The organism is Micromonospora sp. AMSO31t (assembly GCF_008868175.1).
Lineage (GTDB): Bacteria > Actinomycetota > Actinomycetes > Mycobacteriales > Micromonosporaceae > Micromonospora.
Map to the genome: position 1 here is coordinate 49,648 of NZ_WBKT01000007.1, position 15,069 is coordinate 64,716.

At 70.5% G+C, this 15,069-nt stretch carries 15 protein-coding genes and 2 pseudogenes; 8 read left to right on the forward strand and 9 right to left on the reverse strand.

What is annotated here, in order from left to right; all coding sequences use genetic code 11:
• The first annotated feature begins 203 nt into the window (after positions 1–203).
• The 3 genes from F8274_RS03125 to map all read left to right on the forward strand — a co-directional run bounded on the left by F8274_RS03125 (position 204) and on the right by map (position 2,325).
• Positions 204–800 (forward strand): creatininase family protein, encoded by a 597-nt coding sequence (locus F8274_RS03125; RefSeq protein ID WP_225853574.1) that lies wholly within the window; start codon positions 204–206, stop codon positions 798–800.
• Positions 775–1,380, forward strand: coding sequence for a helix-turn-helix domain-containing protein (locus tag F8274_RS03130; protein WP_225853575.1), 606 nt, complete (start codon positions 775–777; stop codon positions 1,378–1,380). The genes F8274_RS03125 and F8274_RS03130 overlap by 26 nt, the downstream gene beginning before the upstream one ends.
• A gap of 87 nt (positions 1,381–1,467) precedes the next feature.
• Positions 1,468–2,325, forward strand: a complete 858-nt coding sequence (map, locus tag F8274_RS03135; RefSeq protein ID WP_151460737.1) for a type I methionyl aminopeptidase — start codon at positions 1,468–1,470, stop codon at positions 2,323–2,325.
• A 37-nt stretch (positions 2,326–2,362) separates the two neighbouring features.
• On the opposite strand, the pseudogene F8274_RS03140 reads toward map, so the two are convergent.
• Positions 2,363–2,713 (reverse strand): annotated as a pseudogene (locus F8274_RS03140) (ArsR/SmtB family transcription factor); the annotation flags it as partial.
• 17 nt (positions 2,714–2,730) lie between these two features.
• On the opposite strand from F8274_RS03140, the gene F8274_RS03145 reads away from it, so the two are divergent.
• Positions 2,731–3,102, forward strand: a complete 372-nt coding sequence (locus F8274_RS03145) for a hypothetical protein (protein WP_151460739.1) — start codon at positions 2,731–2,733, stop codon at positions 3,100–3,102.
• Here F8274_RS03145 and F8274_RS03150 read toward each other — a convergent pair whose 3' ends face one another.
• Both F8274_RS03150 and F8274_RS31125 read right to left on the reverse strand, forming a co-directional pair.
• Entirely contained in the window at positions 3,103–3,495 is a 393-nt protein-coding gene (locus F8274_RS03150) for a Fur family transcriptional regulator (RefSeq protein ID WP_151460740.1), read from the reverse strand. It abuts the gene before it with no gap.
• Between the two features lie 144 nt (positions 3,496–3,639).
• Positions 3,640–4,064, reverse strand: a pseudogene (locus tag F8274_RS31125) (methyltransferase type 11); the annotation flags it as partial.
• A 145-nt stretch (positions 4,065–4,209) separates the two neighbouring features.
• Between F8274_RS31125 and F8274_RS03160 the strand changes: the two are divergent.
• Both F8274_RS03160 and F8274_RS03165 read left to right on the forward strand, forming a co-directional pair.
• The gene (locus F8274_RS03160; RefSeq protein WP_151460741.1) at positions 4,210–4,551 is read left to right on the forward strand and encodes a helix-turn-helix transcriptional regulator; all 342 of its coding nucleotides are present in this window, start codon (positions 4,210–4,212) and stop codon (positions 4,549–4,551) included.
• Positions 4,551–5,294, forward strand: coding sequence for a cation transporter (locus tag F8274_RS03165; protein ID WP_151460742.1), 744 nt, complete (start codon positions 4,551–4,553; stop codon positions 5,292–5,294). The genes F8274_RS03160 and F8274_RS03165 overlap by 1 nt, the downstream gene beginning before the upstream one ends.
• A gap of 165 nt (positions 5,295–5,459) precedes the next feature.
• Here F8274_RS03165 and F8274_RS03170 read toward each other — a convergent pair whose 3' ends face one another.
• Positions 5,460–5,888 (reverse strand): hypothetical protein, encoded by a 429-nt coding sequence (locus F8274_RS03170; protein ID WP_225853576.1) that lies wholly within the window; start codon positions 5,886–5,888, stop codon positions 5,460–5,462.
• A gap of 204 nt (positions 5,889–6,092) precedes the next feature.
• Between F8274_RS03170 and F8274_RS03175 the strand changes: the two genes are divergently transcribed.
• Entirely contained in the window at positions 6,093–6,545 is a 453-nt protein-coding gene (locus F8274_RS03175; protein ID WP_151460743.1) for a hypothetical protein, read from the forward strand.
• 376 nt (positions 6,546–6,921) lie between these two features.
• Here the strand turns inward: F8274_RS03175 and F8274_RS03180 are convergent, their stop codons facing one another.
• Positions 6,922–7,503: a helix-turn-helix domain-containing protein gene (locus F8274_RS03180; RefSeq protein WP_151460744.1), complete on the reverse strand. Its 582-nt coding sequence runs from the start codon at positions 7,501–7,503 to the stop codon at positions 6,922–6,924.
• Between the two features lie 72 nt (positions 7,504–7,575).
• Between F8274_RS03180 and F8274_RS03185 the strand changes: the two genes are divergently transcribed.
• A complete protein-coding gene (locus F8274_RS03185; protein ID WP_151460745.1) occupies positions 7,576–9,162 on the forward strand; it encodes a bifunctional NAD(P)/FAD-dependent oxidoreductase/class I SAM-dependent methyltransferase in 1,587 nt (528 codons plus the stop codon).
• A 188-nt stretch (positions 9,163–9,350) separates the two neighbouring features.
• Here the strand turns inward: F8274_RS03185 and F8274_RS03190 are convergent, their stop codons facing one another.
• From F8274_RS03190 to F8274_RS03205, 4 genes are read right to left on the reverse strand one after another with little or no spacing between them, the layout of a single operon-like run.
• Positions 9,351–11,081, reverse strand: a complete 1,731-nt coding sequence (locus F8274_RS03190) for an ABC transporter ATP-binding protein (protein WP_192579683.1) — start codon at positions 11,079–11,081, stop codon at positions 9,351–9,353.
• Positions 11,066–12,805: an ABC transporter ATP-binding protein gene (locus tag F8274_RS03195; protein ID WP_151460747.1), complete on the reverse strand. Its 1,740-nt coding sequence runs from the start codon at positions 12,803–12,805 to the stop codon at positions 11,066–11,068. The genes F8274_RS03190 and F8274_RS03195 overlap by 16 nt, the downstream gene beginning before the upstream one ends.
• Complete coding sequence (locus F8274_RS03200; protein ID WP_151460748.1) at positions 12,802–14,295, reverse strand: ABC transporter ATP-binding protein; 1,494 nt, start codon at positions 14,293–14,295, stop codon at positions 12,802–12,804. Before F8274_RS03200 ends, F8274_RS03195 begins: the two co-directional genes overlap by 4 nt.
• Entirely contained in the window at positions 14,292–15,059 is a 768-nt protein-coding gene (locus tag F8274_RS03205) for an ABC transporter permease (RefSeq protein WP_225853577.1), read from the reverse strand. Before F8274_RS03205 ends, F8274_RS03200 begins: the two co-directional genes overlap by 4 nt.
• Between the last annotated feature and the right edge of the window lie 10 nt (positions 15,060–15,069).

The window sequence follows — 15,069 nt, forward strand, 5'->3', positions numbered from 1 at the left end:
GATCGCCGGAAACACCGTTAGCGAGACAGCCCCCGCTGCACTAAACTACCGCGATCCGAGCGCTGGCCGTCGTTGGCCGGTAACCGAACGTAGCCGATGGTCCGAAGGTCGCTGGGCCTGGTGTTGGCCGTGAGGCCAAGCAGGGTGAGCCTTGCGTCGGTTCGCGGGCGCCTGACCCGGCGGGGCCTCGCGCGCTGCGATGCATGGACGAGGCCGTCGTCGGCTCGTGGCAGGCTGTCCGGGTGACCTTTCTGCTTCCGATCGCGACGTCCGGTGATGAGCGTGTCCGTGCTGCTCGGATGGCGGTGTTGCCGGTGGGCAGCTTTGAGCAGCACGGCGAGTTCCTGCCCTTGATCACGGACACGGTGGTTGCGTGTTTGGTTGCCGGGCGTGTTGCTGAGGATTATCCGGTGTTGTTGCTGCCGCCGCTGACGATCTCGTGTTCGCATGAGCACGCGGGGTTCGCCGGGACGGTGAGTATCAGTGCCCGCACCTTACTCGCGGTGATCGAGGATGTCGACGAGTCCCTGCGGGCGTCGGGCGTGGAGAGCCTGGTGATCGTCAACGGGCACGGCGGGAACTACGCCTTCGCAATGCTGTTCAGCAGGCCACGACGGTTCGGCGGCGGATGGCGCTGTTCCCCTGCCTCGGAGGACTGGAACACCGCGCGGGTCGAAGCGGGCTGTGAGACCACCTCCCACGAGGACATGCATGGTGGGGAGTGTCAAGCCCCGGGTTTGATGGAGAGTTGGTTAGCTGGTTTTCAGGGGTGCGGTGACCGGCTGGGTCATCGCGTGTAGGGCCTCGTGTTCGGCGGGCGGGATGTGTCCGAGCTCGCGCGCTGCCCGTCTCAAGCACGACCTGACCCTGGAGGCGCTTTCCGAGATCACGGGTATCTCCGCCTCGACCCTCTCGCGGCTTGAAGCCGGCAAGCGCGCACCGAACCTGGAACTGCTCCTGCCCGTCACCCGGGCCCTGCGGTTGAGCCTCGACGACCTGCTGATGTGGCATGCGCCCGACCCGCGAGTGCAGTCGCGCACCAGACACTTCGGGAACCTCACCGTCGAATACCTGTCGCCCGACACCGCGCCCGTCCAGACATTCAAGATGACCTTCACCCCCACGACCGAGCCGATGCAGACCCGCAGCCACGACGGCTACGAATGGTTCTACGTCCTACGCGGCCGCGCCCGGGTCATCCTCGGCGACCGCGAACTCGTCATCGAGGCCGGTCAAGCGGCCGAATTCGATACCCGCATCCCACACGGCGTCGCCGCCCTCGGCGGTGAACCGGTCGAAGTCCTCTCCATCTTCAACCGCAGTGGTGAACGCATCCACCTGCCCGGTATCGGCAGCCCACACCCGCACGGCCGGCGGTGAGCGCAGGAGACGGCAGACGCGCGTACGCGGCACCTGGGCGCCTTAATGGAAATGGTTTTCCTTTCCCATGATTGCTAGGCTGGGAGGATGACCGTTCGTAGTGCGCTTGCCCCCGGCCGGCTGTCCCCGGAGCGGTCCGTTCCCGCGACGATCCCTCGTCCGGAGTACGTCGGGCGGCCGGGCCCGAAGCCGTGGCGCGGCGCCGACGTGCAAACTCCCGAGACCATCGAGCGGATGCGGCTAGCCGGTCGGCTGGCCGCGCAGGCGCTGCAACTCGCCGGCGCCCACTGCACCGTCGGCGTGCGGACCGACCAGATTGACCGCGTGGTGCATGAGTTTTTCTGCGACCACGGGGCGTACCCGTCGCCGCTGGGTTACCGAGGCTTCCCGAAGTCCTGCTGCACCTCCCTGAACGAAGTCATCTGCCACGGCATACCCGACTCGACCGTGCTCGAGGACGGTGACATCGTCAACGTCGACGTCACCGGGTTCATCCACGGGGTGCACGGGGACACCAGCGCCACGTTCCTGGTCGGTGAGGTCACCGAGGAAGCGGATCTGCTCGTCGCCCGCACCCGTGAGGCGCTGATGCGGGGCATCAGGGTGGTGGCGCCCGGACGGCCGATCAACGCGATCGGCCGGGTCATCGAGTCGTACGCCCGGAGGTTCGGCTACGGAGTGGTGCGAGACTTCACCGGCCACGGCATCGCGGAAGTGTTTCATTCGGGGCTGCACATCCCCCACTACGACGATCCCCGGCTGACCACGACGATGGAAGTGGGGATGACCTTCACCATCGAACCGATGATCACGCTCGGTACCCACGAGTACGACATGTGGAGCGACGGCTGGACAGCCGTGACCAAAGACCGCAGCTGGACAGCCCAGTTCGAGCACACGCTCGTGGTGACCGAGGATGGCTGCGAAGTCCTGACGCAACCCTGACGGACCTGTCGGACCGCACGGCGAACGGCTGTGGCAGCTACCGGCTCCGGCCGGCGCCCGCACCGGCGGTGGCGTGGTAGTCGTGGTCGTCGGCGGGGTGGTCGGACAGGTTCCGGTCGGTGTGGTCGGCGTGGTACAGCGCCTCGGCCAGCAGCGCCCGCACGTGGAGGTCGGCGGCGGAGTAGTAGACGAAGGTACCTTCGCGGCGGCACTGGACCAGACCGGCCAGGCGAAGCTTCGCCAGATGCTGACTGACCGCGGTCGGCACGGCACCGACGAGCTCGGCAAGACATGCCACCGACGACTCACCGTGCAGCAGCGCCCACAGAATCTTGATCCGGGTCGGGTCAGCGAGCATGCGGAAGCCCTCGGCGGCAAGGTGGACCTGGACGTGACGGTGGTGTCGTGCTGGTGGTCGGTGTCGGTGAGGAACTGCGGGTCGGTCTGCAGCACCCGGGTGAGGTCGAACGCGCCGACGTCGAGGATCCGGTCCAGGTCGATCTTCGCCTGCTGGGCCGGGATGATCTCGGCGAGGGCGTTGATCGGGCGGAGCCGCTGGCGGATCTCGTCCAGGTCGGTGTCGCTGACCAGGTCCGTCTTGTTGAGCACGATGACCTGAAGATCCTGCCCCCTACCGCCGCGCCGCCCACATATCGACCAACGCCGCTTCCGACATCGTCGACCCGCACCATCGCCCTCGCCGGCCGAACACCAACCCGGCACTGGACAACGCCTTCTCCGAGGTACGAGACCTCCCTCAGCGAAGAATGGCTGTGATCAGCGGGAGCACTCCGCGCAGGTGCCGAAGACCTCCAGAGTGTGGGCGACGTCGGTGAAGCCGTGCTGGGCGGCCAGCTGGTCGGCCCACCGCTCGACGGCGGGTCCGGCGACCTCCACCGTGCGTCCGCACTGGCGGCAGACCAGATGATGATGGTGTGCGCTCTGGCTGCACAGGCGGAACAACTGCTCGCCGCCGGGCAGCCGCGTGGAGTCGACCTCGCCGGCCTCGACCAGCATCTGCAACGTCCGGTACACGGTGGTGAGGCCGACGCGCGCCTGCCGGGCGAGCAGCATCTGGTGCAGCTGCTGTGCCGAATGGAACCCCTCGACCTCGCGCAGCAGTGCCAGCACCTCGCCCCGCTGACGGGTGTTACGGGTTACGTTCTGCATCGTCTGGGTCACCGTGAACGCATTCTCCTTGCTGGCGGCCGTAGCCTACTCGGCGCTTTCGATCTCGCCTTCTACCTGCGGTGCCACAATTATGCGTCGCTGGGACCGACGCCCTGCCCCGCCTGTCATGCGCCGTAGGAATCGTTACGACGGTTCTGGACATGCGGCGGCTGGCTGCGGCGTCGCGACGGTGACCCGAATTCCGGTGGTCAAGGTCAAGCCGCCCCGGCCCAGGCAGGCGGGTCTGAGTGCTCGCGCTGCGTCGGTCGCGGCGGCGAGATGTTCGGCCGGGATGCGCCGCAGCAGCGCGCGTCCACCGTGCGACCACATCCACTCCATCCAGTGGTCCACGTCGCGGAAGCGGCTCTCGATCCGGTGCTCACTGATCGCGGTGACGGCGAGGCCGGCGGCTGCCATGGTGCGGTGACCGCCCGTTCGTCGGCGAACGGGTCGGCGGCCGGCGCCGGTCGGGGCCGGTCCGCCCGCAGATGCGCGGCGAGGGCGTCCATGGCGGCGATGAACGCCGGGTCCTGGGCGGCGAAGGTGCTGGTGGCCAGCCCGCCCGCCGGTGTGGTTTGGCTGTCAAGGCCGGGTGCCTGGGTAGCTGTCCCAGCCCGCCAAGTTCGTGGTCTTGGATGTGGAACGGCCCGAAGGTGGGCGTCGTCCTTGGGTCATCCCTTGCCTCGGTACATCTTCTGCTGGATTCAGCGTTGGATGTATTATTTCGTGGTGGAGACGTTGACCTACGCGCAGGTACTGGCCCGCTTCGGCCACGCCCTGTCCGAACCGCTGCGCGCCCGGCTACTGCTGGCCCTGCGGGACGGACCCGGCTACCCGGCGGAGCTGGCCGACCTGCTGGGTACCAGCCGGCAGAACCTGTCCAACCATCTGGCCTGCCTACGCGGGTGCGGCCTGGTCGTGGCCGTTGCCGAGGGTCGGCGTACCCGCTACGAATTGGCTGACGTTCGGCTCGCCCACGCGTTGGGCGACCTCCTTGGTGTCGTTCTCGCCGTGGACCCGGCCGCGTGCGGCGACTCCGGCGAGGACTGCTGCTGATGAGCCTGCGATTGGTTCCATTGGCGCCGGCTGGTCCCGCGCCGGCCCGCCGCGCCGTGCTCGCTCGACGGCTCCGGCTGCTGGTCGCCGTGACGATCACCTACAACGTCGTCGAGGCGATCGTGGCGATCGGTGCCGGCACGATCGCCTCGTCGACCGCGCTGATCGGCTTCGGTCTGGATTCCATCATCGAGGTGGCGTCCGCGGCTGCGGTGGCGTGGCAGTTCGCCGGCCTGGATCCCGAGGCCCGGGAGAAGGCCGCGCTGCGTGTCATCGCGTTGTCGTTCTTCGCCCTGGCCGCCTACGTCACGGTCGAGGCGGTACGGGCGCTCGGCGGCGCCGAGGCCGAGCACTCCACGGTCGGGTTGGTACTGGCTGGACTGTCGGTGGTGGTGATGCCGGTGCTGTCGGCGGCACAACGTCGCGTCGGCCGCGAGCTTGGTTCCCGCTCGGCGGTGGCCGACTCCAAGCAGACACTGCTGTGCACCTACCTGTCGGCGGTTTTGCTCGTCGGCCTGGCCCTCAACAGCCTTTTCGGCTGGTCGTGGGCCGACCCGATCGCGGCGCTGGCGATCGCCGTGGTCGCGGTCAAGGAAGGCCGGCAAGCGTGGCGCGGGGACAACTGTTGCGCAGTCCCGCTGACCGTGGCCGCACCCAGCGCCGACGGCGCCGGTGACGGATGTGCGTGCGCGCCTGGGTGCTCCTGCTGCCCGGGGGAGCCCACGGGAACCGAAAGAAGGTAGCCGCGGATCGGAGTCCGCCAAGAAACCACGGTAGACCAGCGTCTTTACAAGATCATGAATCTGGCGGACTGAGCCGACCACCCCGACGCAGGGCCGTCAAGCGACATGTTCTAAGCGTTCCGTGAGGTCGGGCCAGGCGGTCTCTTGTCGTAGTTGGTCTTGGTTTCAGGCAGCCGTGGAGCACGCCGACGAGTCGGTTGCCGAGCTGGGGTAGCGCGGCGCGGTGGCCGACGCCGCGAGCGCGGAGTTGGCCGTAGTAGCGGGGAGCACCCGGGCGCCGAGCGCAGCGCTCAACCCAGGCTGGCTGACGTAGATATCAGCGTCCGGGTGCTGACCAAGATGGTCCCTCACCTGGTCCTGCAAGGTCTTGATCTCGGCGTTGAGGGTGGCCAGGACGGCGATCTGTGCGCGGACCGTGACGGCGTACGCGGTTGTCACGACGGACGGTTGGCGCAGGTGCTCGGTCCGTGGCGCATCTCGAATCGCCTCAGCCTTGACCGTCGCGTGGTGGCGCCGTGCCCGCTTGACCGCAGCGAGGATCCGTGTCAGGGGCAGCCGGGCCGCCGAGGCCGGCTCAGGTGCCTTGGCCAGCACTCAAGCGCTTCCGGCGCCACGAGACCTCCGCCGTCGAAGGGTCGACTCACAACCTAACGGTACTGGTTTTCGTTTCACAGCTCGCCGCCCCCGTTCGGCCGCCAGCCGTCGTCGCCGTCGCCACGGCGCGGCTATGTTCCCAATCACCGGACAGATGCGTCTTCACGCATATATTGTTGGGGCGAGCCAATTTCAGGAGGACGGATGAGCACCAGCACCATCCACCCCACCCACGTCGACGAACACCGCCACACCCACGGGCCAGAGTGCGGGCACCCGAGCGTGCAGCACCTCGGGCACGTCGACTTCGTGCACGACGAGCACCTGCACCACGCGCACGACGGGCACTACGACGAGTGCAGCACCGAGGGCCACCGCCCCGCCGAGCAGCACCAGCACCGCCACGGGGACGGGTGCGGGCACGTTGCGGTCGCGCACGACGGACACACCGACTACCTCCACGACGGGCACGTGCACCACGAGCACGACGACCACTACGACGAATGCGCATCGGGTCAGCATGCGGTCGCGGAAGAGCACGACCACGTCCACGGGGACGGCTGCGGCCACTCCCCCGTACTGCACGGCGACCACCTCGACTACATCCACCACGGTCACCGGCACGCGGCACACGCAGGCCACTACGACGAGCACTGACCTCGTTCGCAAGGCGGACCGATCGCCTGTGAGTGCGCTCTGGCCGATCAACGTCAGTGTGTAGGTAGGGCCCTCCGGCGCGGCCTGCCCCATCCCGTCGATAACGGAAATGGTATAAGTACCGCCGGGCCCGTTCTCACGCCCCACTCCACACGGCACTGCTGCCGGGACGACGGAGTCTGTCGTCACCCGTTGACGACGTGGCAAGCACGGCTAATCGATGGTGACCGGGCTCGCCGCTGTGCAAGTGGAGGTGCAGCGTCAGGCGCTGGCGGCGGGTCAGCCGGCCGCGGATCGGCGGCGGTGCCCGGTTCAGGTTCCGGGACGGGCGCGTGCCCGGTTCAGGTTCCGGGACGGGCGCAGGGCCAGGCCCGAGCTACCTCGTCGGACTGCGGCGGGTGTCCTCGTGGAGATGGGCGTGTTCGCCGTCGCGATCGAAGATCATGATGAGTTCCGCTGCGCCGTCCATGGCCGAGAGGGCATGCGGGGTCATGGTCGAGAACTCGGCGGCCTCGCCGGCCTCGACAGTGACCTCGCGGTCGCCCAGCGACAGGCGCACCCGCCCCTCGATCACGAAAAACCAGTCGTGACCGGGGTGGACCCGCTGCTCCAACGTCTTGCGTGTCGGTTCCAGCCGCATCTTCAACGCGATGGTGCGGCCGGTCGGCCGGCTCAACATCCACGTCGTGCGCTCACCTGAGCTGTCCGGTATCGGACGGATGACCACGTCATCGTCGTTGCGTACGTCGAGGAGCGCGTCGAGATCGACGTGGAGCGCCGCTGCCAGCGGCAGCAGGACGTCGAGGCTGATCGTCCGCTTGCCGGTCTCGATGCGGCTGATGGTAGAGGGACTCAGGTTGGTCCGAGCGGCGAGTTCGTCGAGCGAGAAGCCCAACGTGTTGCGGAGAGCCCGCAGTCGGGTCCGGACCACCCGTTCGATCTCGTTGAGCTCGGACATGACCTTCACCTGACTCTTGCAAATTTCGCAAACAGATTTGCACTCCTTGCGATTCATCGTAGCGTGGGCGTCATGAGCGACCACACCTTCCCCGCCGTCGAACGCCACTGCGACGTCGCCGTTGTCGGCGGATCGGCCGCCGGCCTCGCTGCCGCGCTCCAGCTGGGGCGCCAGCGTCGGTCGGTGATCGTGATCGACGCCGGAGAGCCCCGAAACGCTCCTGCGGAGCACATGCACGGCTACCTCGGTCGCGAGGGACTCCCGCCAGCCGAGCTGGTCACCGTCGGTCGTGAGGAGGTCCGCAGCTACGGCGGCGAGGTCCTGACCGGCCGCGCGCAACGCGTGACCCGCATGCCTGATGGCCGCTTCCGGGTGGAACTCGCCACGGGCCACTCCGTCGTGGCTCGTCGGGTTCTGGCCGCCATCGGGCTCGTGGATCAGCTTCCGGACATCGATGGCCTCCGCCAGCACTGGGGTCGCGACGTCATCCACTGCCCGTTCTGCCACGGGTTCGAGGTCCGCGACCGACGCCTCGTCCAGATCGTCACCCACCCGATCGGGCTGCACACTGCCCAGCTGTTCCGTCAGCTGAGCGCACAACTCACCGTCGTGCTCCACGACGCTGTCGAGGTCGACGACGCCGAGCTCGATGTCCTACGGGCCGGCGGCGTGAACATCGTATCGGGGTACGTGAACCGCATCATGACCGGCGCGGACGGCCGCGTCGAAGCCGTCCGACTGGCCGACCACGAAGACCTCGATGCGGACGCGGTCGCGGTCATCCCCCGATTCCGGGCACCCGCTGAACCGTTCGCAACGCTCGGTCTGCGCCCAGCCTCGCACCCGACCGGGCTCGGAGACTTCCTGGAGACGGACGCGAACGGGGAAACAACAGTACGGGGCCTGTACGCGGCCGGCAATGTGACCGACCCGAGCCAGCAGGTGCTGCAGGCCGCCGCCCACGGCAGCCGGGTCGGCGCCATGATCAGCTTGAGCCTCGCCCACGACGACAGCCGCGCCGCGGCGCGGCCATCCGGGAACCAGGCCGACTGGGAGCACCGCTATAGCGGCGACCAGATCTGGAGCGGCAACCCGAACGGCACACTTGTCAACGAGGTCGCCGGCCTCACGCCAGGCCGCGCACTCGACGTCGGCGCCGGCGAGGGCGGCGACGCGCTCTGGCTTGCCGAACAGGGCTGGAACGTGACCGCCAGCGACATCTCGCACCGTGCGCTGGACCGCGTCAACGTCGAAGCCCAGCGTCGCGGCCTGCGTATCCAATGCCAGCACGCGGATGCGAACGCGCTGGACCCGTTTCAACCGGCAGCCTTCGACCTCGTGTCCGCGCAGTACGCCTCGATCCCCAGAACACCCGACGGGCGCGGCGTGCGCAACCTGCTGAACGCCGTTGCTCCGGGCGGCACGTTGCTCGTGGTGAGTCACGACCTCGAACCGATGCGCGCATCGGTCGACGCGGCCCACACGCCGCCATTCGACCCGGACGCCTACGTGCGTGTCGACGACTTCGCCACAGCGCTGGCGGACTCACCCGGCTGGAACATCGAGGTGCACGACCGGCGGCCCCGGCCCGCAGGCGCCGCCTCTGCCTCCCACCACATCGATGACGTCGTACTGCGAGCCCGACGCGCCGCCGGCTGACGTCCCACCCGCCTACCCCTGCTTAGCAGGGCATTCGGGCCCGGCGCCGACCACGGCCGCGCCCAACGCCAGCTGAGGACGAGATCGGGAACCGACCGGTGGCTGCCCATCGCTGCGGACGGGACCGTGCACCAGCCGACCGCAGCGGCAACGCTGGCACGCGCTCCAGGCCGGCTCGACGTAGGCGGTCACCGGAATGCCCAGCTTTCTGCGGCCTCCCGTTGGCGGACGAAGTCGGCGTAGATGCCCGGCCGCTTGCGCAGCTGCTCGTGGGTGCCCTGGTCGATGATGCGGCCCTGGTCGAGCACGAGGATCGTGTCGGCGGCTTCGACGGTGCGCAGCTGGTGCGCGATCACCAGGACGCTGCCCCGATCGGCAAGAGTGGTGATGGCGCGCTGGACGACCAGGGCGTTCTCGGGGTCGAGGGCGGCGGTGGCCTCGTCCAGCACGGTGATCGGGGCCGCTTTCAGGATCGCTCGGGCGATCGAGATGCGTTGTTTCTGGCCGCCGGACAGCAGGGCACCGCCGGCGCCGACCCGTACCGCCCGTCCGGCGTCAGTGGCGAGGTCGGTGAGGGCCGCGAGTTCCATGGCGGCGGCCACCTCGGCTTCCGACGCTTCGGGTCGCCCGAGGCGCACGTTGTCCTCGACGGTGCCGTCGAAGAGGTACACGTCCTGGAAGACGATGGCCAGCTCACGCAGCAGCTCGTCGGTGGGGATGTCGCGCACGTCCCGTCCGTGTACCCGTACGGAGCCGGACGACACGTCCCAGAATCGGGCCAGCAACCGGGTGACTGTGGTCTTGCCTCCTCCGCTCGGGCCGACCAGCGCGGTGAGCCCCCGGGCCGGAAGCTGGAACGACACGTCGTGCAGGACCGGCGTCGAGTCGTACCGGAAAGACACCGACTCGAACTCGGCGACGAGGTCGCGGCCCGCATCCACGGCGGGTATCGAGGTGGCCGGGCGCGGCTCGGGTAGTGGCGCGGTGTCGAGCACCTGCGCGATCCGGTCGACGGTGCCGGCGTTCATCCGTAGGGCGACGCCGAGTTCGGCGCCGGTCGTCGCGATGGCAGCGAGCCGGGCGACCACGACCGTGACGCCCAGGAAAACGCCGGGATCGAGGCCACCGCGCAGGATCAACAGCACACCGAGCCCGAGCACGGCGGCGAACGCGATCTGGAGCGCGAACGAGAAACCGACGATGCCAGGCAGCATGGCACCCGCGGCCCGCCGGTTGACCTGGTACGCCCCGACGAGCGCGGCGTCCAGCTCGTGCGGTCGTCGCGCGGCGCCGTTCGCGCGGAGCACCTGCTGGGCGTTGGCGAACTCGATCACCCCGTGCGCGGCCCGGTCGGCGGCGGCGTGGCGCTGGGCGTCGACCCGGCGGGTGCGGGCGCCGGCCGCCCGCGCGACAACGGCGAGCGAGGCCCCGCAAACGGCCACCGCCAGCGACGCACGCCAGTCGACCGGCAGCAGCGCCAGCGCCGCCGCGGCGGGCGTGACCACCGCGGTGGCCAGCGGCCGAAGCAGCAGGGCCGGGTACGACGCGAGGGCCGGTATGCCGGCGGTGTTGAGCGCGGTCAGCATGCCGGTGCGGTCCGGGCTGAACCAGCCGAGCGGCAGGCGGGCGATGTGATCGGCCATCCGGTGGTGCAGCGCCCGGGCGGTCTGGATGCCGGCGCGGAACGCGCGCAACTGGGCGGCGGCCTGCACGGCGACGAAGGTGCCGGTGGCGGCCACAACGGCGATCAGCCAGCCGAGCGCCGCGTCGAGGCGGCCGGCGAGCAGGTCGATGAAGAACGGGGCCGTCAACGCGAGCGCGACGCCCTGGAGCGCCGCCGCCGCACACAGCCATGCCACGAGCGCGCGCAGGTCCCGCGCCTCGCGTCGGTTCAGGAGGCGGATCAGGCGGCCGAGCACGACGGCTCTCCCTCCATAGTGGGTTCCTGCGCGGCCCACATGCGGGCGTACCGCCCGGCGGCGGCCAGCAGCTCGTGGTGGGTGCCGGACTCGACGATGCGACCGCCGTCGAGGACGAGGATCTGGTCGGCGGCGGTCACCGTGCGCAGCCGATGGGCGATCACCAGCACGGTGCGGCCGCGTACGAGCACGCCGAGCGCCCGCTGAATCGTCGACTGGGTCGCGAGGTCGGTGGCCGCCGTCGCCTCGTCGAGGACGAGGATCGGGGTGTCGCGCAGCAGGGCCCGGGCGATGGCGACGCGTTGTGCCTCGCCGCCGGAGAGTTCGGCGTCCTCGCCCACGACCGAGTCGTAGCCGCGGGGCAGGCGCATGACCCGGTCGTGGATTGCCGCGGCCGTCGCCGCCCGGATGACATCGTCCTGGCCGACCTCGCGGCCACCGGTCAGGTTGTCCCGGATGCTGCCGTGCAGCAGGACGGTCTCCTGGAACACGAAGCTCACGTGTGCGTACAGCTGTTCCTCGGACAGCTCGCGCAGGTCGACCCCGCCGATCCGGACCGCGCCGCCAGTCGGGTCGTGGAAGCGGGCCAGCAGGCTCGCGAACGTCGACTTGCCTGAGCCGGACGGCCCGACCAGCGCGGTGAAGCTGCCGGCCGGCAACGTCTCGGTGATGCTGTGCAGGACGGCCGGCCCACCGAGGTAGCCGAACTGCACCCCGTCGAACTCCACGCCGGCGTCGGCCGGCTGCCGGGTGCCCGTACGCCACGACATCGCCTGGGCGTCGAGCACCTCCACGATCGCCGCCGCGGCCGAACCGGCGGTCCGGATCGCCTGCAACCGCGGCCCGACGACCGCGACCGGCGCGGCCACCGCCGGTCCGGCGAGAGCCAGGGCCAGCACCGCGTCCGGCGTGCTCCATCCGGCCGCGAGGAGCAGCAGCGCGGCCGCGGCGAACAGGGCGAGCGTGACCGCGGGCGTGACCACCAGCCACGACGCGGTGGTGACGGCGGCGGTGCTGCGCGACCACGCGCTGAAGAAGTCGTGGAAGGCGTCGGTGGCGCGGGCGAAGGTCTCCTGCGCGCTACGTGCCCGCCCGAACGCCTTCACCACCGGTACGCCCTGCACGTAGTCGACAATCGCCGCGTTGACCGCGGACTGCGCCTGCGCGTACCTGACGAAGTTCGCCCCCGAGCCGGACATGGCGCGCATGAACAGGTGCACGCCGGCGATCAGGGGGGCCAGCGCGACGGCGGCGACCCGCCAGTCGAGCGTGGCGAGGTAGGCCAGCGCCGCTACGGGCGCGGTGACGACCGTCGTCACATCGAGGATCGTGTGCGCCACCAGGTAGTGCAGGTTGCCCACGTCGTCGTGCACTGTCTTCTTGATGCGCCCCGCCCCGCGGCTGGTGAGCGAGCCGAGCGGAAGCCGCGCGAGGTGGGCGATGAGCTGGCGCTGGAGGAGCAGTTGCAGCCGCGCGTCGGCGCGGTGGCTGAGCCAGCCGGCCAGAGCTGTCAACAGGACGCTGGCGACCGCCGACGCGGCCGCCACGAGGGCGGGGGTCGGGCTGGCCGCGTGGGCGGTTCCGCGCAGCCAGGCGGCGGCGTAGCTGGCGAGCGCGATCAGTGGCACCACGGTGGCGGCGGCGGCCAGCGCCTGGGCGGCGACGGCCGCGACCAGCAGCGGTGCGACGGGCCGGACGAGCCGGCGTAGGGCAGATGAGATCACGTCAGGCGGCCTTCCGCGAGATGGTGAGTGGCGTCGGCGCGGGCCGCGACGACCGGCGAGTGCGTGATGAGGACGATCCCCAGCCCCAGCTCGTGGCGCAGCCGGTCGAGTGTGTCGAGCACACTCCGCTCGGACTGCTCGTCGAGGGACGCGGTGACCTCGTCGCAGATCAGCACGTCGCCGCAGGTGGCGAGGGCGCGGGCCAGGTTCACCCGCTCGCGTTCACCGCCGCTGAGCTGCCCCGGATACCGGTCCTTGAGGCCGGGCAGGCCGACGAGGTCCAGCAGCGTGGCCAGGTCCGCGGCCTGCCGTCCGGCGCGGGAAGCGGCGCGACCAGCTCGGGTCAGCGCCACGGCCACCGGCTCGCGTGGGTTGAGCGCGGAGCGGGAGTCCTGCGGTACGTAGCAGACGGCGACCCGGTCGGCGCCACGCCGCCCGGCCGGCCACGGCACGGCCCGCCCCCGTACGGCGATCTGACCGCGCCACGGGGCCTGCAAACCCGCCAGGCACCGCCCAAGGGTGCTCTTGCCGGAACCGGAGTCGCCCACGACCGCCACGCACTGTCCCGGGTCGACATGCAGGTCGACCCCGTCGAGGACGGTGGCCCGGCCGTAGCCGGCGACGATCCCGGCCGCCCGCAGCAGAGTGTCCGACCTGCTGGCGGGGCTGCTGCCGCACGCCGCCGCCGGCACGGACACGGTCATCGGTGCGGGGACAACAGCCGGGGCGGGGACGGTGGCCGGCGCGGACACGGCCGCCGGTGCGGGGACAACAGCCGGGGCGGGGACGGTGACCGGCGCGGGCACGGCGACCGGCCCGGCGGACGCGACGAGCCGGCCGGCCGCCATCCGCAGGACGTCGTGGGCGACGTGCCGCAGTACCTCAGTGTCATGGCTGACCAGAAGGACGCTCGTGCCGGCACCGAGTCCGCAAAGCAGCTCGGTGACCTGCCGTCGCAGGGTGACATCCAAGCCGCTGGTCGGCTCGTCGAGGATCAGCAGCTCCGGGCGCCCGACCAGGGCGGCGGCGAGGGCGGCGCGCTGGGCCTGCCCGCCGGAGAGTTCGTGGGGGTAGCGGCGTAGCAGGTCGGCCGGCAGCCGTACGGACTCGGCCGCCTCGGCGACGGTCGCCCGGGGGTCGGACAGTCCGGGGCGGCGGCGCAGCGCCTCGGCGAGCTGCGAACCGATCCGGCGAGCGGGGTTGAGGCCGCTGGCCGGGTCCTGTCCGAGGTACCCGACCCGGCTACCGCGCACCGCCCGAGATCCGGACGCGGTGAACGGGTCGAACCCGCACACCCGCACGGAGCCGGTGGCCACGGTCAGCCCTGGACGCAGGTAGCCGATCACCGCGTGGGCGAGCGAGGTCTTGCCCGCGCCCGACGGTCCGGCCAGGCCGAGGATCCGCCCCGGCGCCAGCGCCAGCGAGACATCGGTGACGACCGCACGGTTCGCCCCGTGCAGCCCCAGCCCGTTCACCTCGACAACGTTCATCGGGGTACCACCCGCGCCAGTGTCGCCGGGCCGGCCGCGAAGCGGTCGACGAAGGCCGTGACGGCAACGGCGAGCGCGACCAGCAGCGCCGCCGGAACGAGCAGGGCCGCGGGGTTGAGGTCCAGCCCGGGCAGGTTCTCGCGTACCAGACGGCCCCAGTTCGCGGCCGGTGCCGACGCGCCGAGACCGAGGAAGCCGGCCGTCGCGGCGAACTGGGCGGCGGCGATGAACCGGATACCGGCCTCGGCGCCGACCACCTCGAGGATATTGGGCAGGACATCGTAGCGGACGATGCGCAGTGGCCCGTCGCCGCGCGCGCGGGCGATCGCCACGTACGGCTGCCGGACCACGTCGCGGGTGGCGGCGTGGACCGCCCGCACGGAGAACGGGATGCTCACAGCGGCGATGGCGACCGCGACGACGACCTCGTTACCCGGCGTACCGGTGGCGAGCACCAGCAGCACGAGCAGCGGTGGAAGGGCCGACAGGCCGTCGACGACCCGGAGCATGACCCGTGTGACGGGCGTTGTCGACAGGCCGGTGAGAGTTCCCACGCTGATGCCGACGACGCTTCCGGCGACGGTCGCGCCGATGGCTTGCAGCAGCATCATGCGGCCTCCGTCGGCCAGCCGCGCGAGCATGTCACGGCCGAGGAAGTCGGTGCCGAAGGGATGGCCCGGGCCGGGTGGGGCGAACGGCCGCCCGGCCGGCGCGGTGGCGGAGCCGACCGGAAGCCACGGCCCCAACAGTCCGAAGACGACCACAGCGGTGAGC

Coding starts and splice junctions, on each gene's coding strand:
- F8274_RS03200 (WP_151460748.1), bottom strand. CDS start 14,295: ATGAACGTTGTCGAGGTGAACGGGCTGGGGCTGCACGGGGCGAACCGT.
- map (WP_151460737.1), top strand. CDS start 1,468: ATGACCGTTCGTAGTGCGCTTGCCCCCGGCCGGCTGTCCCCGGAGCGG.
- F8274_RS03180 (WP_151460744.1), bottom strand. CDS start 7,503: ATGTCCGAGCTCAACGAGATCGAACGGGTGGTCCGGACCCGACTGCGG.
- F8274_RS03185 (WP_151460745.1), top strand. CDS start 7,576: ATGAGCGACCACACCTTCCCCGCCGTCGAACGCCACTGCGACGTCGCC.
- F8274_RS03175 (WP_151460743.1), top strand. CDS start 6,093: ATGAGCACCAGCACCATCCACCCCACCCACGTCGACGAACACCGCCAC.
- F8274_RS03125 (WP_225853574.1), top strand. CDS start 204: ATGGACGAGGCCGTCGTCGGCTCGTGGCAGGCTGTCCGGGTGACCTTT.
- F8274_RS03165 (WP_151460742.1), top strand. CDS start 4,551: ATGAGCCTGCGATTGGTTCCATTGGCGCCGGCTGGTCCCGCGCCGGCC.
- F8274_RS03150 (WP_151460740.1), bottom strand. CDS start 3,495: ATGCAGAACGTAACCCGTAACACCCGTCAGCGGGGCGAGGTGCTGGCA.
- F8274_RS03160 (WP_151460741.1), top strand. CDS start 4,210: ATGTATTATTTCGTGGTGGAGACGTTGACCTACGCGCAGGTACTGGCC.